General features: G+C 65.0%; 21 protein-coding genes. 8 read left to right on the top strand and 13 right to left on the bottom strand.

The window, feature by feature from the left end; genetic code table 11:
• The first annotated feature begins 19 nt into the window (after nt 1-19).
• Together K6301_RS10585 and sbmA are read left to right on the top strand one after the other, a co-directional pair.
• Complete coding sequence (locus K6301_RS10585; protein ID WP_247216738.1) at nt 20-1,210, top strand: YbfB/YjiJ family MFS transporter; 1,191 nt, start codon at nt 20-22, stop codon at nt 1,208-1,210.
• A 95-nt stretch (nt 1,211-1,305) separates the two neighbouring features.
• Nucleotides 1,306-2,583 (top strand): peptide antibiotic transporter SbmA, encoded by a 1,278-nt coding sequence (sbmA, locus tag K6301_RS10580; RefSeq protein WP_247216736.1) that lies wholly within the window; start codon nt 1,306-1,308, stop codon nt 2,581-2,583.
• Between the two features lie 28 nt (nt 2,584-2,611).
• Here sbmA and K6301_RS10575 read toward each other — a convergent pair whose 3' ends face one another.
• Complete coding sequence (locus K6301_RS10575; protein WP_247216735.1) at nt 2,612-3,574, bottom strand: polysaccharide deacetylase family protein; 963 nt, start codon at nt 3,572-3,574, stop codon at nt 2,612-2,614.
• A 192-nt stretch (nt 3,575-3,766) separates the two neighbouring features.
• On the opposite strand from K6301_RS10575, the gene K6301_RS10570 reads away from it, so the two are divergent.
• From K6301_RS10570 to der, 3 genes are all read left to right on the top strand, one after another.
• Nucleotides 3,767-4,351, top strand: a complete 585-nt coding sequence (locus K6301_RS10570) for an NnrU family protein (protein ID WP_247216733.1) — start codon at nt 3,767-3,769, stop codon at nt 4,349-4,351.
• A 101-nt stretch (nt 4,352-4,452) separates the two neighbouring features.
• Entirely contained in the window at nt 4,453-5,124 is a 672-nt protein-coding gene (locus K6301_RS10565; RefSeq protein ID WP_247216731.1) for a tetratricopeptide repeat protein, read from the top strand.
• A gap of 36 nt (nt 5,125-5,160) precedes the next feature.
• Nucleotides 5,161-6,594, top strand: a complete 1,434-nt coding sequence (der, locus tag K6301_RS10560) for a ribosome biogenesis GTPase Der (protein WP_160869783.1) — start codon at nt 5,161-5,163, stop codon at nt 6,592-6,594.
• On the opposite strand, the gene K6301_RS10555 is transcribed toward der, so the two are convergent.
• The 4 genes from K6301_RS10555 to K6301_RS10540 all read right to left on the bottom strand — a co-directional run bounded on the left by K6301_RS10555 (nt 6,545) and on the right by K6301_RS10540 (nt 10,050).
• Nucleotides 6,545-7,402, bottom strand: coding sequence for an AraC family transcriptional regulator (locus K6301_RS10555; protein ID WP_247216729.1), 858 nt, complete (start codon nt 7,400-7,402; stop codon nt 6,545-6,547). The genes der and K6301_RS10555 overlap by 50 nt on opposite strands.
• A gap of 64 nt (nt 7,403-7,466) precedes the next feature.
• Entirely contained in the window at nt 7,467-8,018 is a 552-nt protein-coding gene (locus K6301_RS10550) for a YbhB/YbcL family Raf kinase inhibitor-like protein (RefSeq protein ID WP_247216727.1), read from the bottom strand.
• A gap of 93 nt (nt 8,019-8,111) precedes the next feature.
• The gene (locus tag K6301_RS10545; RefSeq protein ID WP_247216725.1) at nt 8,112-9,029 is read right to left on the bottom strand and encodes a sugar kinase; all 918 of its coding nucleotides are present in this window, start codon (nt 9,027-9,029) and stop codon (nt 8,112-8,114) included.
• A gap of 16 nt (nt 9,030-9,045) precedes the next feature.
• Nucleotides 9,046-10,050, bottom strand: a complete 1,005-nt coding sequence (locus tag K6301_RS10540) for an Ldh family oxidoreductase (protein WP_247216723.1) — start codon at nt 10,048-10,050, stop codon at nt 9,046-9,048.
• A gap of 148 nt (nt 10,051-10,198) precedes the next feature.
• Here K6301_RS10540 and bglA point away from each other — a divergent pair, with 148 nt between their 5' ends.
• Genes bglA through K6301_RS10525 form a run of 3 tightly spaced genes read left to right on the top strand, consistent with a single transcriptional unit; the run spans nt 10,199 to nt 12,367 of the window.
• Nucleotides 10,199-11,842, top strand: a complete 1,644-nt coding sequence (gene bglA / locus K6301_RS10535) for a beta-galactosidase BglA (RefSeq protein WP_247216721.1) — start codon at nt 10,199-10,201, stop codon at nt 11,840-11,842.
• A gap of 53 nt (nt 11,843-11,895) precedes the next feature.
• Entirely contained in the window at nt 11,896-12,159 is a 264-nt protein-coding gene (locus K6301_RS10530) for a type II toxin-antitoxin system ParD family antitoxin (protein ID WP_247216719.1), read from the top strand.
• Entirely contained in the window at nt 12,152-12,367 is a 216-nt protein-coding gene (locus K6301_RS10525; RefSeq protein ID WP_247216717.1) for a type II toxin-antitoxin system RelE/ParE family toxin, read from the top strand. The genes K6301_RS10530 and K6301_RS10525 overlap by 8 nt, the downstream gene beginning before the upstream one ends.
• A gap of 89 nt (nt 12,368-12,456) precedes the next feature.
• Here the strand turns inward: K6301_RS10525 and ade are convergent, their stop codons facing one another.
• The 8 genes from ade to choW form a co-directional block, all read right to left on the bottom strand.
• Nucleotides 12,457-14,151 carry an adenine deaminase gene (ade, locus tag K6301_RS10520; protein ID WP_247216715.1) on the bottom strand — a complete coding sequence of 565 codons (1,695 nt, stop codon included), beginning with the start codon at nt 14,149-14,151 and terminating at the stop codon, nt 12,457-12,459.
• A gap of 74 nt (nt 14,152-14,225) precedes the next feature.
• On the bottom strand, nt 14,226-15,095 hold the full coding sequence (locus tag K6301_RS10515; protein ID WP_247216713.1) for an aldose 1-epimerase family protein: 870 nt from the start codon (nt 15,093-15,095) through the stop codon (nt 14,226-14,228).
• A gap of 44 nt (nt 15,096-15,139) precedes the next feature.
• Nucleotides 15,140-16,036, bottom strand: a complete 897-nt coding sequence (locus K6301_RS10510; RefSeq protein ID WP_247216711.1) for a DMT family transporter — start codon at nt 16,034-16,036, stop codon at nt 15,140-15,142.
• Nucleotides 16,037-16,175: 139 nt separating this feature from the next.
• Nucleotides 16,176-17,501, bottom strand: coding sequence for an omega-aminotransferase AptA (gene aptA / locus K6301_RS10505; RefSeq protein ID WP_134646928.1), 1,326 nt, complete (start codon nt 17,499-17,501; stop codon nt 16,176-16,178).
• A 189-nt stretch (nt 17,502-17,690) separates the two neighbouring features.
• Nucleotides 17,691-18,020 (bottom strand): ArsR/SmtB family transcription factor, encoded by a 330-nt coding sequence (locus K6301_RS10500; protein ID WP_247216709.1) that lies wholly within the window; start codon nt 18,018-18,020, stop codon nt 17,691-17,693.
• Between the two features lie 194 nt (nt 18,021-18,214).
• Complete coding sequence (locus tag K6301_RS10495) at nt 18,215-18,979, bottom strand: HugZ family pyridoxamine 5'-phosphate oxidase (protein WP_247216707.1); 765 nt, start codon at nt 18,977-18,979, stop codon at nt 18,215-18,217.
• Nucleotides 18,980-19,058: 79 nt separating this feature from the next.
• Nucleotides 19,059-20,099: a choline ABC transporter ATP-binding protein gene (choV, locus tag K6301_RS10490; RefSeq protein ID WP_247216705.1), complete on the bottom strand. Its 1,041-nt coding sequence runs from the start codon at nt 20,097-20,099 to the stop codon at nt 19,059-19,061.
• Nucleotides 20,096-20,968, bottom strand: a complete 873-nt coding sequence (gene choW, locus K6301_RS10485; protein ID WP_134646936.1) for a choline ABC transporter permease subunit — start codon at nt 20,966-20,968, stop codon at nt 20,096-20,098. Before choW ends, choV begins: the two co-directional genes overlap by 4 nt.
• Nucleotides 20,969-21,090: the final 122 nt, after the last annotated feature.

Here is a 21,090-nt window from a genome sequence, read left to right as displayed (position 1 = left end):
GCGGTGCCATGGTCGCGCCATGACGCAGTGCACAAAATTCTTGTCCCGCGAGCCGGTCCGCGCCGCGCTATCCGGCGCGGTGGCGATGGCCGTTGCGATGGGCATCGGCCGGTTCTTCTACACACCCGTGCTGCCGGGCATGATGGCGGGGCTCGGCCTCGACGCGGCTGAAGCCGGCGTGATCGCCGCGGCGAATTTCGCGGGTTACCTGCTGGGGGCGCTGCTAGCCGCGCGAGGCTGGGCCGCGGGGCGCGAGAGGCATCTGGCAATCGGCGCGCTCGCCGCCACCGTGCTGTTGCTCTTTGCCATGGCGCTGGCGTCCGAAGTCATCGTGCTCTCCACCATTCGGTTCCTGGCGGGGGTCGCCAGTGCCTTCGCGATGATCTTCACCTCCGGCATGGTGCTCTCCATCGGCCTCAGCCACGGCGATCCGCGTGTGCAGCGGGTGCATTTTTCCGGCGTCGGCTTTGGCATCGCGGTTTCGGCGCTGCTGGTTTATGGGCTGTCGCTGGTTCCGCCGACGGCGATTTCGCCGTGGCGCATCGACTGGCTCGCCGGCGGGCTTCTGGGTGCTGCCGGCCTTGCTTTGGTGCTGCTGTTTCTGCCCCGTCCGGCCGCGCAGAGCGGCATCGGACGCGAGCCGCCCATCCGATGGACGCGGCCGCTCGTCGCGTTGACGGCGAGCTACGGGTTGTTCGGCATCGGCTATGTCGTCACCGCCACCTTCATCGTGGCCATTGCGCGCGAGGGCGCCCATGATCCGCTGCTGGAATGCCTCACCTGGCTGGTGACCGGGGCGACGGCGGCGATCTCCCTCTTTGCCTGGCGCCCGGCCGAGCGCCGCCTCGGTATCGCGGCGACCTATGTGGCGGCACTTCTGCTGGAGGTGGTCGGTGTCGCGGCGACCGTCGTGCTGCCGTTTCCGGCATCGGCCCTCATCGGCGGTGCGCTGCTCGGCTTCACGTTCATGATCGTGACGGCTTACGGGTTGCAGCTCGGCCGAAGGCTGGCGAGCGACAGCCCGCGCCAAGCGCTGGCGCTGATGACGGCTGCCTTCGGGGTGGGGCAGATCGTCGGCCCGCTCGGCGCCGGCGTGCTGGCCGCGCACACCGGCAGCTACGTGCTGCCCAGCCTCGTTGCAGCCGGCATCCTGCTGATCGCCGCGGTGACGGCCGCCGCCGGCGGAACGCTTTCCATTAAATCTCCGTAATGCCGGCGCACGGGAATTGTTGCGGCGCGCAAACTCCTCTAGATTCAGGGTGAATTGGCGGTGCCGCTGCCGCTGAACGATCGAGAGTCTCGCCCTTGTTCCATTCCTTCTTTCCGCAGCCCAAGCTGTTCTTCTCGTCCTTCGTCGTCTGGTCGATCATTTGCATGGTGGTCTGGTATACGGTGGGGCCGCAAATGGGGGCGGCGATCGGCTTGCCGCCGCTGGCGCCCGGTGAGGCCGCGCCGCTCGGCTTCGCCTACTTCATCTCGCCCGACAATCTCTGGTTCTACCTGTATTTCGCGATCTTCGTCGCGATCTTCGGCGGAGCGTGGAAGCTGATCGCGCGTGATCATCCCTGGACGAACTGGTCGATCTGGGGCACCGCGTTCCTGATCTTCATCGCCTATTTTACGGTTCAGGCCTATGTCGCCATCAACAACTGGCGCGGCCCGTTCTTCGACCTCTTCCAGAAAGGCCTGACCGGGCCCGGAAACGTCACCGCAACCGAACTGTGGGACATGCAGATCTACTTCCTGCAGATCGGTGCCGTCGCCGTCGTCATCAATGTCGTCACGGCCTTCTTCACCAACCACTACGTCTTCCGCTGGCGTACCGCGATGAACGACTACTACATGTCGCTCTGGCCGAAGCTGCGCCACATCGAAGGCGCCTCGCAGCGTGTGCAGGAAGACACGATGCGCTTCGCCAATATCGTCGAAGGCCTCGGCGTCGTCTTCATCAACTCCATCATGACGCTCGTCGTGTTCCTGCCGCTGCTCTTCAAGCTGTCGGAGCATATGGCGGATGTGCCTGTTCTCGGCGCCATTCCGCATTCGCTGTTCTGGCTCGCCATCGGCTGGTCGATCTTCGGCACCGCGCTGCTGGCGCTCGCCGGCATCAAGCTGCCCGGCCTGCAATTCCGCAACCAGCGCGTCGAGGCGGCCTACCGTAAGGAACTCGTCTATGGCGAGGACGATGCGGACCGGGCACAGCCGGTCACGGTGCGGGAGCTGTTCAACAATGTGCGCAAGAACTACTTCCGCATGTACTGGCACTATTGCTACTTCAACATCGCGCGCTTCGGCTACAACCAGCTCGACGGCAGCTTCCTCACCTTCATCCTGATCCCGACCGTCGCGGCGGGCAAGATCACGATGGGCCTGTGGCAGCAGATCAGCACGGCCTTCGGGCAGGTGACGGATTCCTTCCAGTACCTCGTCAGCTACTGGTCGACGATCATCGAGCTGCTGTCCATCTACAAGCGCCTGAAAGCCTTCGAGGCGGCCATCGACGACAAGCCGCTGCCGGAAATCGACCAGCGTTACCTGGAGCGGGAAGCCGCCGAAGGGGAGCTTGCGGCCAACCGGCCGTAAGCTTCGGCTCAGACCTTCAGAGAAACGATCAGAGGGTGGCTCCGGCCGCCCTCTTTTCTTTCGCGAGGATGTCCAGCGCCTGCGCATAGCTGACGCAGGCGACATCCGGCTTGCCGCAGGTCTCGGTCAGGAAACGATCGAGCGCGCGCCAATAGGCGCCGGCATTCATCTCGACGAAGTGGAAGCCGAGCTGGAGGGGGATGCGCGCGCCGTCATATTGCCGATTGAAGGCATCACGGTAGGCTTTCAGCGTGCTGTCCTCGAAGGCGGCACTCTTGTCCGGGTTCTCCTTGCCCTTGGAGTGGCGGACATAGAGATTGTAATCCATCGCGATGACCGGGCGCTGCGAGGCGCCTTCAGGGATGAGCGGCAGGCCGAAGCGGGCGATATCGCCGCTCGTGACCGGCATGGCCGGTCCCTTGGTCACGAGGCTTGCATCATAGGTGAAGCCCTTCGCCTCCAGCGCCTTGACGAGGCCGGGGCCGGCCGAGAGGTAGGGTGCGCGAAAGCCCTTGATGTCCTCCTTCACGAAGCGCTGCCAGTCGGTGGGCTCGCGCTCGGGCGCACCGGCATTGCGCCAGCCGTTCTTCAGCGCATCGGCGAAGAAGGCGAATTCGGCCGTCCAGTCCTTTTCGCTCCATTTGCCGCCATCGAAATGGCCGCAGGCATGGCTGCCGATATCGTGGCCTTCCTCCTTGGCCATCCAGATTTCGCTCAGCCTGAGCAGCGTATCCTCTCTGTCGGGCGAGAAGCCCACATTCGAGCGGCCGCGCTTTTCATGCGGTGCCTGGTAGGTCGCGCGGTCCTCTCGCGGAAAGAGGAAGGTGCAGGAGAGGAAATAGGTGAAATGCGCACCGGTGCGTTTGGCCATGGCGCGGCTCTTTTCCCAGAGCGCATTGTCGTGCGCGCCGTCGAAGGAGACGATGACGAGCTGCTTGCGTTTGACCGTTTCGCCGGCCTTCTCCTCGGCGAGCGCCGGCGTGGCCGCCATGGCTGCTGAAAGGCAAAGAAGGACGAAACGAGACGAAAACAACGACAAGAGGACCACCCGCGACAATTTGCAGAGGGGTCGTCATCGATTGTGAATGCGGCAATCCTTTGATCGGGCTGGCATTATCGCTCCGCGACGGATATTCCTGCGCAAACGGCCCTGCGGGCCGAAGGTTCATCAAGGGGCATTATCATGACGCTGCTCGTCGCCGGTCTCGTTCTCTTCATCGCCACGCATCTGCTGCGGCCCATCGCGCCGGGGCTGCGCAATGCCGCCATTGCCGCGCTTGGCAAGCCGGGTTGGATGGCGCTGCACGGCATCGCCTCGCTTGTAAGCCTTGCACTCATCGCCTACGGCTTCGTTCTGGCGCGCGAGAATGTCGGCGAGATGCTCTATTACCCGCCGACATTCCTGTCGCATATCGCGCTGACGCTGATGCTGATCGCCTCGATCTGTCTCGTCGCCGGGTTCCTCCCGGCCGGCCATATCCGCACGAAGCTGAAGTTCCCCATCCTCGTGGCCATCAAGATCTGGGCGCTGGCGCATCTCCTGGCCAACGGCGAGAGCTATTCCGTGCTGCTCTTCGTGACCGTCCTCGCCTGGGCGGTGATCCTGCGCATCACGCTGAAGAAGCGCATCGCCACCGGCGAGACGAAGCTGCCGGTCTTCGTGTCGGCGAAATACGATGCGATTTCCGTCGTCATCGGCCTCATGCTTTACCTCGCGATCGTCTTCAAGCTTCACGAGTGGGTGATCGGCGTCTCTCCGCTGCCGTGATTGCGGGCTGAGCCGGCGCTTTTCGCGCCTGCCCCCTTACAACGCGGCCAAAATGGAGTAGAAGGCGCGAACTCCAATCGTCAGCAAGAGCCGGGCAGGGAATGGTAAATCAGGACGACAGCTTTATCCGCGAGGTGAATGAGGAACTGCGCTCGGATCAGATGCGTCTGGTCTGGAAGCGTTTCGGACGCATCCTCATCGGCATTGCCGTGCTCGTCGTTCTCGGCACGATCGGCAAGGTGAGCTACGAATACTGGCGGGATTCGCAAGCATCCGCCGCCGGCGACGAGTTCCTGGCCGCGCTGACATTGGCCCGCGACGGCAAGAAGGACGAGGCGCTCGCAGCGCTCGGCAAGCTCGAGCAGGAAGGCTTCGGCTCCTATCCCGTGCTCGCCCGCATGCGCTCGGCCTCGCTGCTCGCCGAGACGGATGCGCAGGGCGCGGTCAACGCCTTCACCGCCATCGCCAAGGACACGTCCGTACCGCAGCCGGTGCGCGACGCCGCCCGCCTGCGTGCCGCCTATCTGCTGGTCGATACCGGAACCTACGAGCAGGTTTCCGCCGAAGTGGAGCAGCTGACCACGCCGCAGAGCGCCACGCGCCACTCCGCGCGCGAGGTTCTCGGCCTCTCCGCCTACAAGCATGGGGACTATGCGCGCGCCAAGGAATGGTTCGATGCGATCCTCAACGACAACGAGACGCCGCGCAACGTCGCCAACCGCGCGCAGATGCTGCTTGACCTCATTGCGGCAAGCGGCAAGCTGTCCTCCTGATCCGGCGTTTACCGGACACCGAAACGGAATCGATCCATGAGCTTCACCGTCGCCATTGTCGGACGCCCGAATGTCGGCAAGTCCACCCTGTTCAACAGGCTCGTGGGCAAGAAGCTTGCGCTGGTCGACGACACGCCTGGCGTCACGCGTGACCGCCGCCCGGGCGATGCACGCCTCATCGACCTGAAATTCCGCATCGTCGACACGGCGGGCCTCGAAGAGGCCGCGCCCGACACCTTGCAGGGCCGCATGCGTGCCCAGACGGAAGCCGCCATCGACGAGGCTGACCTGTCGCTTTTCGTGGTGGATGCCAAGATGGGTCTGACACCCGTCGACCAGGCGCTTGCCGAAATGCTACGCAAGAAGGGCAAGCCCGTCGTGCTCGTCGCCAACAAGTCGGAAGCCCGCGGCTCCGACGGCGGCTTCTATGATGCCTTCACGCTCGGCCTTGGCGAGCCGACACCCATTTCGGCCGAACACGGCCAAGGCATGCTCGACCTGCGCGACGCCATCGTCGCCGCCATCGGCGAGGAGCGCGCCTATCCGGAAGACGACGAGGCCGTCACCAACATCGACCTGCGCGCGGAAGCCGCCGAGCAGGGCATCGAGCGCGACGACGATTACGAACCGGAATATGACGAGACGAAGCCGCTGCGCGTGGCCATCGTCGGTCGGCCGAATGCCGGCAAGTCGACCCTGATCAACCGATTCCTCGGCGAAGACCGGCTGCTCACCGGCCCGGAGGCGGGCATCACGCGCGATTCCATCTCCGTCGACTGGAGCTGGAACGACCGCACGATCAAGATGTTCGACACGGCCGGCATGCGGCGCAAGGCGCGTGTGCAGGAGAAGCTGGAAAAGCTCTCCGTCGCCGATGGCCTGCGCGCCATCCGCTTCGCCGAGACCGTCGTCATCGTGTTCGATTCCACCATTCCCTTCGAAAAGCAGGATCTGCAGATCGTCGACCTCGTCTTGCGCGAGGGCCGTGCTGCCGTGCTCGCCTTCAACAAGTGGGACCTGATCGACGACCCGCAGGCAGTGCTGGCGGATCTGCGCGAGAAGACGGACCGGCTGCTGCCGCAGGCGCGCGGTATCCGCGCCGTTCCCGTCTCCGGCCAGACCGGCCGCGGCCTCGACAAGCTGATGCAGGCCGTGATCGACACGGACCGCACCTGGAACCGTCGCATCTCCACCGCCAAGCTCAACCGCTGGCTGGATGCGCAGCAGACCCAGCATCCGCCGCCGGCCGTTTCCGGCCGCCGCCTGAAGCTGAAATACATGACGCAGGTGAAGGCCCGCCCGCCGGGCTTCATGATCTCCTGCACGCGTCCCGATGCCGTGCCGGAATCCTATATACGCTACCTCACCAACGGCCTGCGCAACGACTTCAACATGCCGGGCGTGCCGATCCGCATCCACTTCAGGGCAACGGACAATCCGTATGCCTCGAAGGCAAAGAAGAAGCGCTGATTTTCGGATCGGGCCTGATGTGTCCGCGGATCGCGCTTGGCGCAAAGCCGAAGCGCGCGCGAAACCGCGCGGCAAAACGGGATTGCGAGTCGTAGCCGACCGCCTCCGCGATGCGCAGGATGGAAAGATCCATCGATTGCAGGAGCTGCATGGCGATGGACATGCGCACATCGATCAGCAGCGACTGGAGCGACCATTTTTCCGCCGCGAGCTTGCGTCGCAAGGTGGCCTCGCTGGCGCCGATGAGGCGGCAGAGCCGCGCGCTCGTCCAGTCCCCGTTCGGTTCATTCGAGATGAGGTCGCGTATGCGGTCGCTGAAGCCAGGCGGTCTCGGCGGGGCGAAGTGCCCACCGGCCAGCTCGAGCCAAAGCAGCAGTTCGCCGAGGCGGTGGCGGGCAATCTCGACCGGGATGCTGCCCGGCTCGGTGATCGCCTGCGCGCACTCGGCGAAGGCGTCATGGAAGCCTTTGTGGGGGCTGTGGATCGGGAAAGCGCGGGTGAATGGCCGGCCTTGTCCAGGCTTGGCGGCGAAGGCGGCCACGGTCTCCGGCTCGAAGGCGATCCAGCGCGCCTCATAGGCGTGCTCGCCCTCGGCCGCGTTCACCACATCGAAGGTCTCGCCCTGGGCAAGGGCAATGCATCCGCCGGCCGGCACCACCCATTCCTCCTCGCCACTGCGCAGGATCTTCGTGCCGCGCTCGACGAGGATAAGGACCGGGCGATTGATCAGGATATTGGCATAGCGCAGCCGGTTGTACTGCACGATGCGCGCGGAAGCGCCGATATCGGGGCGTATGGCGATGCTCATCGGGTCCTTCCTGTTCCTGCCCGAGCCTAGCCTTCTGCGGCCGCGCCGGGCAAGGCTTCGGCCGCTACCGCTTGCCCTTGGCGGAGATGGTCGCGGTGGCAAGCGCATTTATGTTGCTCACGAAGCCGACCATGGCGGGCGTCGCATTGTCGGGCACCGGCAGCTTGTCGATGCCGAGCGCTTTCACGGTGATGGTGTAGTCGTGCTCCGGTCCCTCCGGCGGGCAGGCGCCGAGGAAGCCGGGCGCCCCCATATCCGTCGGCGTCATGCGTGCACCATCCGGTATCCTGGCTTTGCCGTTGCCCGCGCCGGCAGGGAGCGAGGTTGAGTCCGCCGGCAGGTCCACCACGACCCAGTGCCACCAGCCGGAGCCCGTAGGGGCATCCTTGTCATAGATCGTCATCACGAAACTCTTCGTACCTTCGGGCGCGTTGGACCAGTGGATATCGGGTGAGAGATTTTGCCCCGTGCAGCCCATGATGTCGGAGAACTGGGCCGGCTGGACCCGGCCGGAGGCGAAGGCCTCGCTGGTGACGGTGAAATCGGCCGCATGGACGGCGAGGGGGCAAAAGGCGAAGGCAGCGGCGAGGGTCGCCATGCAGCGGGATATGGTCATGGTCTTTTCCTGTGTACCGTGGAGACAGGAAAAGTGTAGGCGCAGGCTGCGCCCGCGTCGGTGCGCGGCCGATCGATTTTGGCGCCGATCCGATCAATCGGCTGCCGGCAGCTTGTCCCTGGTCACCAATGCGCCGTGGTGCTGGATGACGGTGGCGGCGACGTTTGCGGCGAAACGCGCGGCGTCCTCAGGGCTTGCGCCCGTGGCGAGGCGGGCGAGGAAGGCGCCGTTGAAACTGTCGCCGGCGCTGGTGGTGTCGACGATCGTCTCGACCTTTGCCGATGGGGCATGACTGCGCTCCTCGCTGAAGACCAGCGTCGCACCCTCGGCGCCGTCCTTCACCACGAGGTCGGCCACGCCGAGCGCGCGGTAGCGGGCGATGGTCTCCTCCAGCCCGGCATCGCCGAAATGGGTCGTTTCGTCGTCGAGGCTCGGCATGACAAGTGTGGCGGCGCGTGCGCCTTCGGTGATCGTGGCGCGCATGCGCGCGGCATCGTCCCACAGGCGCGGGCGGATGTTGGGATCGAAGGCGATGCGCTTGCCGGCGGCGCGCGCCCGGCGCAGTTCGGCCAGCAGCGTCTCCACATCTTCCGGCGGCAGGATCGCCAGCGTGATGCCGGAGAAGACGATGAGGTCGGAGGCTTCCATCGCCGCGCGCAGACGGTCGCCGTCACGCGCCAGCAGCCGGGCGGCGGAGGCGGAGCGCCAGTAGGAGAAACTGCGCTCGCCATTCTTCAGATGGATCATGTAGAGGCCGGGCGAACGGCCCTCGATGCGGGCGGCATGCGCCGTCCCGATGCCATGACCCTGCATGAAGGCAAGCATCTCGTCGGAAATCGTGTCCGTCCCGACGGCGGAGAGATAGTCGACGCTCCAGTCGGAGGGCAGGTACTGGCGGGCATAGTAGGCGGTGTTGAAGGTATCGCCGGCATAGCCCTTGCGCAGGAGCCCGCCGTCGGCCTGCATCAGCTCCACCATGCATTCGCCGATTGCAAGCAACCGCCCTGCCATGCCCTGTCCCTCCCGCCTAATTGCGTCGGAAAGAGGAAATACTGTCAAAGAGTTGGCGCGGCAAGACGATGCCCGCGCTTTCGGTTGCCTCTTGCCGCGAAAGGCGACCCAGGCCCGGCACATGGACGCCGTAATCGCGGGAAAGCCGTTCCACCTGCGCCTCGAGCCGGGCGGTGAAATCGTCGGCGAGAAGCTGCGGCGACAGGGCCAGCACGAAGAGGCCGGCGCCGGGCGATGCATCTCCCGCCTGGAAATCCGGCGCGTCGAGCGACCAGTTCGCGCCGGTCAGGCCTGCCGCGAGGATTTCGACCATCAGGGCGATGTTGGCGCCGCGCGTGCCGCCGAAGGCGAGAAGCGCGCCCTGCATGGCGGCGAAGGGATCGGTCGTCGGCCGGCCGTCCTGGTCGAGCGCCCAGTCGCCCGGGATCGGCTCACCGCGCGCCGCGGCCTCGCGCACCTTCACGAAGGCGGTGGCGCTGGAGGACTGGTCCATCAGCACGAAGCGGCCATGAGTGAGCGGTGCGGCGAAGGCGAGCGGATTGGTGGAATAGACCGGCTGGGTGGCGCCGGCGCCCGCAAGCAGAGCCGGCCCGTTCGTCGCGGCGATGGCGACGAGGCCTTCCGCCGCGAGGCGTGCGGCATACCAGCCGAGTTCGCCCGTCGTGTAGCTGTTGTGCGCGGTGAAGATGGAAACGCCGAGCGCTCTGGCCTTCGTGACGAGCTCCTCTGACGCGATGTCGAAGCCATACTGCGCCACGCCGCCCATGACGTCGCATTTCAGGATGGCCGGCACGGGGGACGTGATGAGGGGCTCGGCGCGCCCGTCGATGCGGCCATCGACGAGGGCGTGGAGATAATCGGTGAGGTGCGCGAAGCCGACCGCGCCCTTGCCGGCGGCTTCGGCGTCCACCGTCGCGCGGGCAAGCGCAGTCGCCGCCGCCTCGACCATGCCGACGCGCATCAGCGCGTTTTTTGCAAGCGCGAGGGCTTCATCTGGCAAAAGGGTGACGTCAGCTGTCATGCGGTCAACCTGTCTTGGAAAATCGGGGCATCATCCAGACCCGTCGCTGCTTCGTCAACCGGCGAAAAATCCCGCCGTACGCCGTTTACCCTCCACCGGGCGCGCGCTACATCTTGGCCGAAAGCAATCGAAGCCGGAGCGAGAACGCATGACGAAGCCCCCTGGAAAGGCCGACGACTGGTGGCGCGGCGCGGTGATCTATCAGGTCTATCCCCGCTCGTTCCAGGACACGACCGGGGACGGCATGGGAGACCTGCGCGGCATCACCCGGCGGCTCGGGCACATCGCCTCGCTGGGCGTCGATGCCATCTGGCTGTCGCCGTTCTTCAAGTCGCCGATGGCGGATATGGGCTATGACGTCTCGGATTACTGCGATGTCGATCCGATGTTCGGCACGCTTGCGGATTTCGACGCCATGCTGGGGGAGGCGCATCGCCTCGGCATGAAGGTCGTCATAGACCAGGTGATCTCGCACACGTCGGACCAGCATCCGTGGTTCATCGAGAGCCGTGCGAGCCGGGACAATCCGAAGGCGGACTGGTATGTCTGGGCAGACCCCAAGCGCGACGGCACGGCGCCCAACAACTGGCTGTCGATCTTCGGCGGGCCGGGCTGGGAATGGGACGGCGTGCGCAAGCAATATTACATGCACAACTTCCTGACCTCGCAGCCGGACCTCAACTTCCACAATCCGGATGTGCAGGATGCGCTCTTGAAGACCGTGCGCTTCTGGCTCGACCGCGGTGTCGACGGCTTCCGGCTCGATACCGTGAACTTCTATTTCCACGACAGGAAGCTGCGCGACAACCCGCCGCACGAACCCGACCCCGAAGAGATCGGCCTGGATGCGCCCGACGTGAACCCCTACGGCATGCAATCGCACCGCTACGACAAGACGCAGCCGGAGAACATCGACTTTCTCAAGCGCTTTCGCGCGCTGCTCGACGAGTATGAGGGGCGCATGACGGTGGGCGAGGTCGGCGACGGCGCGCGCTCGCTCAAGACGGTGGCCGATTACACAAGCGGCGGCGACAAGCTCAACATGTGCTACACCTTCGACCTGCTCGGCCCGGATTTCACCGCCGAGCACATCCGCAAATGCGTGCAGGCCTTCCAGCGCGCGGTGACGGACGGCTGGGTCTGCTGGGCCTTCTCCAATCACGACGTCAACCGCCATGTCAGCCGCTTCATCAAGGGGCTGGAGGAGCGCGAGCGGGTGGCCAAGCTTGCGATCACGCTGCTGTCGACGTTGCGCGGTTCGATCTGCCTCTACCAGGGCGAGGAGCTTGGACTGACGGAAGCGGAGCTTGCCTTCGAGGACCTGCGCGACCCCTACGGCATCCGCTTCTGGCCCGCTTTCAAGGGGCGCGACGGATGCCGCACGCCGATGCCATGGCAGCACGGCGAGGCGCATGCCGGCTTCAGTACGGCCAAGCCGTGGCTTCCCGTGCCGGAGGACCACGCGCGCCACGCCGTCGATACGCAGGAAAAGATCGCAGGCTCGGTGCTCAACCACTATCGCACGACGCTCGCCTTCCGCAAGGCGCACGACCTGCTGCATGACGGCGACATGGCCTTCGTGCATTCCAACCAGGACATCCTCGCCTTCACGCGCGAGAAGGGTGGCGAGAAGCTGCTGTTCGTCTTCAACCTGACGCGCGAGAAGGCCGAATTCGTGCCGGCGAAATCGCTGAAGCTCGGCGAGTCGGTCCCCGTTCCGGGCTTCGGCGCGAAGTTGAAGGACGGCACGATCGAGCTGGACGGACTGGATATGGCGTGTGTTCGGGTTTAGCTTGCGAGTATGCCAGCGCAATAGTATCATAAAGTGATACTTTGGAGATGCACATGGCTTCCAGTTACACGCTCGGCACTCACTATGAAACCTTCGTTCGTGAGCTTCTGGCCAGTGGCCGTTATGCCAGCGCGAGCGAGGTCGTTCGCGATGGCCTGCGCCTTCTCGAGGATCGCGAGATGCAGCGCGAGGCCAGGATTACGGCACTGCGGGAGGCTATTCAGGAAGGTTTGGAAAGCGGGCCCGCAACAGCGCTCGACATGAATGCGATAAAGGCACGCGCTCGCATCGGCCGGCGAACCACGCGCAATGCTTGAGGTCTTTCATCTTCCGCGTGCGGAGGAAGACCTGTTCGACATCTGGCGCTACATTGCGCATGACAGCGAAAGCGCCGCCGATCGACTGCTTGACAGGTTTGCCGATGCCGCAGAAAAGCTCGCGGCCCATCCGGACGCCGGCCGCCCGCGACCGGCACTGGCGGAAGGTCTGCGCAGCCTTTCTGTCGGAAACTACGTGTTGTTCTAAACGGTGACGCCGAACCGCCTGATCCTCGTGCGCATTCTAAGTCGCTATCTCGACATCGACGATGCGGATTTTCAGCCTTAAGGCAAACGTCACCCGATCAGCGCGAACCGGTCCACATCCACCATGCCGCGGTCCGAGATCTTCAGGTGGGGGATGACGGGGAGCGGCAGGAAGGCGAGCTGGAGGAAGGGTTCTTCCAGCGTGGCGCCGAGCGCGAAGGCAGCCTGGCGCAGGTGGTGCAGGGTATCGCGCACGCTTTCATAGGGCTCCAGGCTCATCAGGCCTGCGACGGGCAGGGCGATCTCGCCGGTGACCACGCCATTCTCGACCACGACGAAGCCGCCCTTGATCTCGCTCAGCCGGTTTGCGGCGCGGGCCATGTCGTCTTCGTCGACGCCGACCACGCAGATATTGTGGCTGTCATGGCCTACGGTGGAGGCGATGGCGCCTTTCTTCAGGCCGAAGCCCTGCACGAAGCCGTTGGCGTGGTTGCCGTTCTTGCCGTGGCGCTCGATGACGGCGACCTTGATGATGTCCTGCGCCAGATCGACTGTCGTCTGGTTGCCCTTGGCGGGCAGGCGGTAGCGCCGGTGTTCGGTGATGATCTTGCCCGGCAGCACGCCGATGACGGGGGTCTCCGCATTGGCGGCGGGCACGGCGAAATGGGCCGCCTCCACGGCGCGCGCCTTGACGCTGTCCAGCCCGACGGGGTCCACAGCGGCGCGGGTGGCGAAGAGGGCGTCGTCCACACGCCTGCCGGCGGAAAACACCATCTCGGCCTTGCAGTTCTCCAGCGTGTCGATGACGACGAGGTCGGCGCGCCAGCCTGGGGCGACGAGGCCGCGGTCGCTGAGGCCGAAGGCCTTCGCGGCGGAAATGGAGGCGGCGCGGTAGACGGCGAGCGGCGCCCGGCCATGGGCGATCGCGGTGCGGATCATGTAATCGAGATGGCCCTGCTCGGCGATGTCGAGCGGGTTGCGGTCGTCCGTGCAGAGCGCAAGGAAGGGCGACAGGCGTTCCGTCATGATGGGCAGCAGCGCCAGAAGATCCTTGGAAACGGAGCCCTCGCGAATGAGGATATGCATGCCCTTGCGGATCTTCTCCAGCGCCTCCTCGGCGGTGGTGCATTCATGCTCGGTGCGGATGCCGGCGGAAAGATAGCCGTTGAGGTCCTTGCCCAGAAGAAGCGGCGCGTGCCCATCGATATGCCCGCCCTGGAAGGCTTCCAGCTTGGCGAGGCAGACCGGGTCCTTGTGGATGACACCAGGGAAGTTCATGAACTCGGCGAGGCCGATGACCTTGGGATGATCGCGGAACGGCAGGAGCCGTTCGACGGGCAGGTCGGCGCCCGACGTTTCCAGATGAGTGGCGGGCACGCAGCTCGACAGCTGCACGCGGATATCCATGATCGTCTGCATGGCGCTGTCGAGGAAGAACTGGATGCCCTCCGTTCCGAGCACGTTGGCGATCTCATGCGGATCGCAGATCACCGTCGTGACGCCGTAGGGCAGGACGCAGCGGTCGAATTCGTGCGGCGTCACCAGCGAGGATTCGATGTGCAGATGCGTGTCGATGAAGCCCGGCACTACGATGCGGCCGGTGATGTCGATTTCCGTTCTGCCCGTGTAGGTGCCGCAGGTGCCGACGATTCGGTCGCCGCAGATCGCGATGTCCGACGCGACGAGTTCGCCCGTCACCAGATCGAAGAACTGCCCGCCCTTCAGCACGATATCGGCCGGCTCGCGGCCGGTTCCCTGGTCGATGAGGCGTTCCAAGTCGGTCATGGCGGGTCTCCCGAATCCTTTTCTGCGACTCTAGCGGGGTGCGCGCCGGAGGGAAGGGCTGTGCCGGGAAAACCTCAGGCCGGAAAGGTCACGGAGAAGGCGAAGCGTTTCGTTTCGCCGCCGTCCAGCACGCTCGTATAGGGCCGGTCCTTCAGTTCGGGCGACGCGCCGTATTCGGCCGCCGTGCCATGCCAGGGTTCGATGCACAGGAAGGGCGCGCCGGGCTTCGTCCACAGCGCGAGGTTGGGCAGGTTCTCGAAACGAAAGGCGAGGGACGGACCGCCCTCGGCGGCGTAGACGAGGCTGTCGCCGGCCCCTTGCGGGAAAACCAGGGCGTCGTTGGCGAACAGGTCGTGCGCGAGCACGAGGCGGCCGTGCTTAAAGGGGGATGGCGTGCGGCTCGTGGAGAGAAGGCCGTTTTCCAAGGGCTGGCGCAGCGGCTCGACGCCGTTTGCAAGCGTCACCGTATGCGGTTTTCCCGCGGCGCCCGGCAGCGGCCAGGAGAAGGCGGGATGGTAGCCGAAGCCGAAGGGCATCGGCTCTTCGCCCCGGTTTTCCACCATGCTGGCCACCGTCAACGTGCGGTCGTCGAGGCTGTGTTCGACGGTGAGACGGAAATCGAAAGGGTAGACGGCGCGGGTTTCGTCGGAGGCCTCCAGCGCATAGCGGCAGGCCGTGGCCGACGTGGTCTCGATGGTGAACTCGCGTCGCCGGGCAAAGCCATGCTGGGCCATGGGATAGGGCCTGCCGTCGATCAGCAGCGTATCGTCCGGCGCCTTGCCGACGATGGGAAACAGCACCGGCGAGCGGCCGGTCCAGAAGGCGGCGTCGCCGTTCCAGAGCCAGTTGCCGCCGTCTCCAGATGTTATGGACTGCATCTCGGCGCCGAGGGACGAGACCTCGACGGTCAGGAAGGCGTTCTCGATACGGGTGGTCGTCGGCATCGAATCTCCTTTTGCGGAAAGCCGGCCACACTTTAGCGCAAATCTTAGCGCCGCGTCTCGCGAAGGGCACGTTGCCGGCCGATCTGCAGCATCGCGATGCTGGCGAGCACGAGGACGATGGCAGCGATTTCCAGCATGCCGACCGTTTCTCCGGCCGCCCAGCCGATCAGCAGCGCGACGTTCGGCGTGATATAGGTCGCGCCGGAGGCAGCGACGGCGCCCAGTTCCTGTAGCAGGTAGTAATAGATCAGGAAGGCCATGCCCGTGCCGAGGATGCCGAGCCCCACGGCCACGCCCGCCGCCGCATGCCAGTCGGTCAGGATGGCCGAGATGCCGGTGCGGTCGGTGAGCGCGAGAAGCACGAGAAGGGCAAGCCCCGTTTGCCACGTGGCGAGTGCCAGCGGCGGCAGGTTATGGGGCGAGAGAAAGCGGCGCACATAGACATAGGAGAGGCCGAGGATGCTGGTGGCGGCAAGCATCCACAGCACGCCGTCGATATCGATGCTGCCGCCCGACCGCTCCCACGGGCGGGCGATCAGGACGATGCCGGCAAAGCCCGTCACCACGCCGGCGAGCATCAGGGCATTGGGCCGTTCGGTGCGCAGCACGAGAAGCGTGGCGAGCGTGGTGAAGAGCGAGATCGAGCCGCCGAGAACGCCCGCAATGCCGGACGGCAGGCGCGCGGTGCCCTCCGCGATGGCGAAATAGTAGAAGGCCGTCGCCAGCACCGCCATGACGAGGAAATGCGGAAGGTGCCGTATCTGCTCCCTGTGGATTACGCCGTTCCGCCATGCGACCACGGCAAGCGGCAGGAAGCCGAAGAAGACCCGCAGAAGCGTGATCTGCGCGGGCGTGATCAGCTCCGATGCCCATTTCATGTAGATGAAGTTCGAGCCCCAGAAGAGGCCGAGCAGGATAAAAGCCAGATAGATCGATCGCATGGATTTGCTCCCACCATGTGGGCCTCCGCCGCCAAGGCGGAGCCGACCCGGATCACGGTAAGGAGATGATGCGACCCGCCGCGCCATCCCTGTGGGACCGGCGCGACGGGAAGTCGCCTGTATACGACCTACTGTCGGCTCAGATGTTGTTCTGGAGCACGTCGCGCAGCTTGCCGAACAGCTCGTCGATATGGTGCTTTTCGATGATCAGCGGCGGCGAGAGCGCGATGATGTCACCCGTCGTGCGGATGAGCAGGCCCTGCTCATAGGCCTTGAGGAAGGCATTGAAGGCGCGCTTGGTGGGCTCGCCGGCTATGGGCGAAAGCTCGATGGCGCCGATCAGGCCGACATTTCTGATATCGATGACGTTGGGGCAATCCTTGAGCGAATGCAGGCCGTCTTCCCAGTAGGAGGCGAGTTCGCTGGCGCGGGTCAGCAGGCCCTCTTCCTTGTAGGTGTCGAGCGTGCCGAGGGCCGCCGCGCACGCGATCGGGTTGCCGGAATAGGTGTAGCCGTGGAAGAACTCGATCATGTGCTCCGGGCCGTTCATGAACGTGTCATGGATCTCGGAGGTGACGAAGACGGCGCCCATCGGGATCACGCCGTTGGTGAGGCCCTTGGCGGTGGTGATGATATCGGGCTTCACGTCGAAATACTGGGCGGCGAAGGGCGCGCCGAGGCGGCCGAAACCGGTGATGACCTCGTCGAAGATCAAGAGGATGCCATGCTGCGTGCAGATTTCGCGAAGCTTCTGGAGGTAACCCTTCGGCGGAATGAGAACGCCGGTGGAACCGGCGACCGGCTCGACGATGACGGCCGCGATGGTGGAGGCGTCATGCAGGGTGATGATGCGCTGCAATTCGCTGGCGATATCACCGCCATGCTCCGGCTCGCCGCGCGAGAACGCGTTCTTGTCGGGGAAATGGGTGTGCGGCATGTGGTCGACGCCGGTCAGCAGCGTGCCGAACATCTTGCGGTTGGAGACGATGCCGCCGACGGAGATGCCGCCGAAATTGACGCCGTGATAGCCGCGTTCCCGCCCGACGAGGCGGAAGCGCGAGCCGTCGCCCTTGGCGCGGTGATAGGCCAAGGCCACTTTCAGCGCCGTTTCGACCGATTCGGAACCGGAATTGGTGTAGAGCACGTGGTTCATGCCCTCGGGCGCGATGTCGACCAGACGGTTGGCGAGTTCGAACGCCTTGGGATGGCCGAGCTGGAAGGCGGGCGCATAGTCGAGTTCGCCCGCCTGTTCGCGGATCGCCTCGGTGATCTTGGGCCGGCAGTGGCCGGCATTCACGCACCACAGGCCCGCCGTGCCATCCAGCACCTGACGACCGTCATGGGTCGTGTAGTACATGTCCTTGGCGCCGACGAACAGGCGCGGCTCCTTCTTGAACTGCCGGTTTGCCGTGAACGGCATCCAGAAGGCACGCAGATCGTTGGGGGTGTTCAGGCGGTTGGACATGCGGTTCTCCATGGTCCCTAAAGTGCCGGGCCCCCGCAGGGCGGTGCCGGCCGGCAGATGCTTGGCGATTTTTACCCGATGGTCAAACTATCAACGCGCCGGCCACCGTCAAGGCGTCGTGCGGAGGAGCGCATAAGCAAAGCGCCCCGGACTTTCGGCCGAGGCGCAAAGAGGTGGTTATCGGGTGTATCAGGCGATGCGCAGTTTCTTTTCCGCGCCCGGCGCGGCGTAGATGCGGTCCAGCGAATCGAGGATCGTGAGAACGGCTGCGGACTTGCTGGAATAGTAGATCGTCTGGGCGTCGCGACGGGTCGTGACGAGGTTCTGCGCGCGCAGCTTGGACAGGTGCTGCGAGAGCGCCGACTGGCTGAGGCCGACCTTGGTGGCCAGCGCGCCGACGGCGATTTCGCCGCCGACCAGGACCCGCAGGATCAATAACCGTTTGGGGTTGGCCATCGCGGACAGGAAGTCGGATGCAACTTCGGCCTGCGTGTGCTCAGCCTCTGAAATCTTGTCCATCTGAAAACTCCTTCTGGCGTTTCCGCTTCAAATCATGACGTTTTAAGTTAATGCGCTTGTAAGCATATAAACAAAACCTCCTGCATCAAGGGCAAGAAATGGGGGTAGCAGCACACGCATAGCGCTAATATGAATGCGATATTCAAGTCTTGATGCCCGGGAGGTCGAGGTCGCTGGAAAGCCTCCGGCGCTGCTCAGTCGGATGCGCGCGCCTCCCGCAGCAGGCGGGCCAGCTCACCGCGCAGCGCGCCGGCAGCCGTCAGCACGTGCGGGAATTCGAGGCGCTTTAAACGGTCGCCGCTGGCGAGATCGACACCGGCCGCATCCAGGCCGACGATGCTCCAGTTTCCCTCCTTAGCGCCGCAATAGTGGGCTGCGTAGACGCCGGCGGCCTCCGCATGGTCGCTGTTCATGTGGTCGATCGCGCCTTGCTCCATGGCTGCGAGCGCATCGCGGGCCGGCGAATGAATCAGAAGATCGTCCGCCGTCAGCACGAAGGCCTTGCCGAAACCGCCGTTGAGATGGGCGCGCAGCGGCACGAGCCGGAAGAAGGCGAAATCGGGAAAATCGACATAGAGTTTCGCCTTTGGGTGGCGGCGGATGAAGCGCTCGCGAAGTGCCGTGCGGGCTTCACTTTCGCGTGATACTTCCTCGGCCTCGCACAGTACGGTGAGGCGGGGATGGGCGAGCGGATCGCCCTTGCCAGGTTCGCCCGCCAGCAGGGACGCGCGCGGATCGGCGCGCAATGCCGTGGTGTGCACGGAGAGCGCCGAGACCAGGATGACAGGTGTTCCGTCCGTATCGGTGCCCGTCAGCGTGCGGCTTGCGAAGGGCGCGCCCGTTTCCGGCTCGAGCACGGCCAGCGCGCAGGAGCGGGCGGAACGCAGCAGCGTGCGGGCGAGGTTGCGCGCCTTGTCGTCGGTGTCGCGCAGAACGCCGGGTTTGTCCTTCTCGGTCATGGCTGGGCTCCGTATCGGCAGGAAAAAAGCGGCGCCCCGGGGGGAGCGCCGCCCTGTCTAGACCGAAGCGGGCCGGTTGTCAGCCGCGCCGGCGGTGGCGCGTCAATCCGCCTATGACGTCCTGCGCGCTGATCGTGCCGACGACGGTGCCGTTTTCGACGACGCCGACATTGCCGGGCGTGCGCGCCATGGCGTCGAGCACGTCGACCAGCGGCGTTTCCGGCGCTGTGGTGGCCGTGACGGTGCCGCTGTGCGAGGCGCCGGGCTGCATGACATCGTGCGCCGTCAGCATGTTGATCGGGTTCATGTTCTGCACGAAATCCGCGACATACTGGTTGGCCGGGTTCTTCACGATCTCCTGCGGCGTGCCGCACTGGATGATGCGCCCGCCCTCCATGATGGCGATGCGGTTGCCGATGCGGAAGGCCTCGTCCAGGTCATGGCTGACGAAGATGATGGTCTTCTTCAGCCGGCGCTGGAACTCCAGGAGTTCGTCCTGCAGGCGGGTGCGGATCAGCGGGTCGAGCGCGGAGAACGGCTCGTCCATGAGCAGGATCGGCGCGCCCGTCGCGAAGGCCCGGGCGAGGCCGACACGCTGCTGCATGCCGCCCGAGAGCTCGTTGACCTTGCGGTTCGCCCATTTGGTGAGGTTGACGAGTTCGAGCTGCTCGGCGACCCGCGCCTTGCGCTCGCTGTCCGGCACGCCCGCAAGCTCGAGGCCGAAGCCGACATTGTCGGCGACGGTGCGCCAGGGCAGGAGCGCGAACTGCTGGAACACCATGGACACGGTGTGCATGCGGAAATCGCGCAGCGCCTTTGGCGTCGCCTTGTACGGGTTCACCGCGCCGTTGCCGGCCTTGACCGCCACATCGCCGCGCACGACGGGTGCGAGCCCGTTGACGGCGCGCAGCAGCGTCGACTTGCCCGAGCCGGACAGGCCCATCAGCACGAGGATCTCGCCCTCGTTGATCGACAGCGTGGCATCGGCCACGCCGAGCACGAGGCCGGTTTCGGCACCGATCTCGTCACGCGACTTGCCGGCATCGGCCAGCGCGAGCGCTCTCTGCGGATTGTCGCCGAAAATGATGGATACGTTGTTGAAGACGACAGCGTCGGTCATTTGCCGTCTCCTTCGTCAGCGGCGCGGAAGAGGCGATCGAGAATGATCGCGAGGATGACGATACACAGGCCCGCCTCGAAACCCATGGAGATGTTGACGGTGTTGAGCGCGCGCACCACGGGAACGCCGAGGCCCTTGGCGCCGACGAGGGCCGCGATGACCACCATCGACAGCGACAGCATGATCGTCTGGGTGAGGCCGGCCATGATCTGCGGCGTGGCGAAGGGCAGTTCGACCTTGCGCAGCACCTGGCCCGGTGTCGCACCGAAGGCTTGTGCTGCTTCGACCAGCGCGGGCGGCGTGGAGATGATGCCGAGGCGGGTGAGGCGGATCGGCGCGGGGATGGCGAAGATCACCGTCGCGATCAGGCCGGGCACCATGCCGAGCCCGAAGAGAATGAGGGCCGGGATCAGGTAGACGAAGGTCGGGATCGTCTGCATGAGATCGAGGATCGGCCGCAGGATGGAATAGAACCAGGGCCGGCGGGCGGCCGCGATGCCGAGCGGCACGCCGACGATCATGCTGACGCCGGTCGCCGCCAGGACGAGGGCCAGCGTTTCCGTGGTTTCCTTCCAGTAGCCCTGGTTCACGATGAGCAGCAGGCCGAGGAAGGTGAAGAGCGCCACCCCGACGGACCGGCGGAAATACCAGCTTGCGGCCGAGACGAGCAGGATGAGGGCGATGGAATAGCCGAATTTGCCGCCGGCGCTGGCGAACGGGCCCTGCAGCACATAGAGCACGGCATCGATGCCGGCCTGCAGGAAGACTTTCAGGAAATCAAACAGTCCCTTGCCGTTCGTCGTCAGCCAGCTGACGGCCTCTTTGGCGATGGGTCCGATCGGAATTTTGGAAACGGTAAGCCAATCCACGAGAATAGGTCCCTGGCTGGAGTGCGAATATTGGCAGCAAGGCGTCCGCAGGCGCAGGCGCAAAGCCGCTCGGATATGTCTGAAGCGCCAGCAGTATCCGGCGGCAAGAAGGGCGGGAAAGT

The sequence above is a fragment of the Shinella oryzae genome (genome assembly GCF_023038235.1).
Taxonomy (GTDB): domain Bacteria; phylum Pseudomonadota; class Alphaproteobacteria; order Rhizobiales; family Rhizobiaceae; genus Shinella; species Shinella sumterensis.
This window is presented reverse-complemented; position numbering and strand designations above follow the sequence as displayed.

What these genes read in the sequence shown, in the direction of transcription:
- aptA (WP_134646928.1), bottom strand. Translation starts at nt 17,501, where the DNA reads ATGTCCAACCGCCTGAACACCCCCAACGATCTGCGTGCCTTCTGGATG.
- K6301_RS10545 (WP_247216725.1), bottom strand. Translation starts at nt 9,029, where the DNA reads ATGGCAGGGCGGTTGCTTGCAATCGGCGAATGCATGGTGGAGCTGATG.
- K6301_RS10555 (WP_247216729.1), bottom strand. Translation starts at nt 7,402, where the DNA reads ATGAGCATCGCCATACGCCCCGATATCGGCGCTTCCGCGCGCATCGTG.
- der (WP_160869783.1), top strand. Translation starts at nt 5,161, where the DNA reads ATGAGCTTCACCGTCGCCATTGTCGGACGCCCGAATGTCGGCAAGTCC.
- K6301_RS10550 (WP_247216727.1), bottom strand. Translation starts at nt 8,018, where the DNA reads ATGACCATATCCCGCTGCATGGCGACCCTCGCCGCTGCCTTCGCCTTT.
- K6301_RS10585 (WP_247216738.1), top strand. Translation starts at nt 20, where the DNA reads ATGACGCAGTGCACAAAATTCTTGTCCCGCGAGCCGGTCCGCGCCGCG.
- K6301_RS10530 (WP_247216719.1), top strand. Translation starts at nt 11,896, where the DNA reads ATGGCTTCCAGTTACACGCTCGGCACTCACTATGAAACCTTCGTTCGT.
- K6301_RS10515 (WP_247216713.1), bottom strand. Translation starts at nt 15,095, where the DNA reads ATGCCGACGACCACCCGTATCGAGAACGCCTTCCTGACCGTCGAGGTC.
- K6301_RS10575 (WP_247216735.1), bottom strand. Translation starts at nt 3,574, where the DNA reads ATGGCGGCCACGCCGGCGCTCGCCGAGGAGAAGGCCGGCGAAACGGTC.
- ade (WP_247216715.1), bottom strand. Translation starts at nt 14,151, where the DNA reads ATGACCGACTTGGAACGCCTCATCGACCAGGGAACCGGCCGCGAGCCG.
- K6301_RS10495 (WP_247216707.1), bottom strand. Translation starts at nt 18,979, where the DNA reads ATGACCGAGAAGGACAAACCCGGCGTTCTGCGCGACACCGACGACAAG.
- choV (WP_247216705.1), bottom strand. Translation starts at nt 20,099, where the DNA reads ATGACCGACGCTGTCGTCTTCAACAACGTATCCATCATTTTCGGCGAC.
- K6301_RS10570 (WP_247216733.1), top strand. Translation starts at nt 3,767, where the DNA reads ATGACGCTGCTCGTCGCCGGTCTCGTTCTCTTCATCGCCACGCATCTG.
- K6301_RS10525 (WP_247216717.1), top strand. Translation starts at nt 12,152, where the DNA reads ATGCTTGAGGTCTTTCATCTTCCGCGTGCGGAGGAAGACCTGTTCGAC.
- K6301_RS10510 (WP_247216711.1), bottom strand. Translation starts at nt 16,036, where the DNA reads ATGCGATCGATCTATCTGGCTTTTATCCTGCTCGGCCTCTTCTGGGGC.
- K6301_RS10500 (WP_247216709.1), bottom strand. Translation starts at nt 18,020, where the DNA reads ATGGACAAGATTTCAGAGGCTGAGCACACGCAGGCCGAAGTTGCATCC.
- K6301_RS10565 (WP_247216731.1), top strand. Translation starts at nt 4,453, where the DNA reads ATGGTAAATCAGGACGACAGCTTTATCCGCGAGGTGAATGAGGAACTG.
- bglA (WP_247216721.1), top strand. Translation starts at nt 10,199, where the DNA reads ATGACGAAGCCCCCTGGAAAGGCCGACGACTGGTGGCGCGGCGCGGTG.
- K6301_RS10540 (WP_247216723.1), bottom strand. Translation starts at nt 10,050, where the DNA reads ATGACAGCTGACGTCACCCTTTTGCCAGATGAAGCCCTCGCGCTTGCA.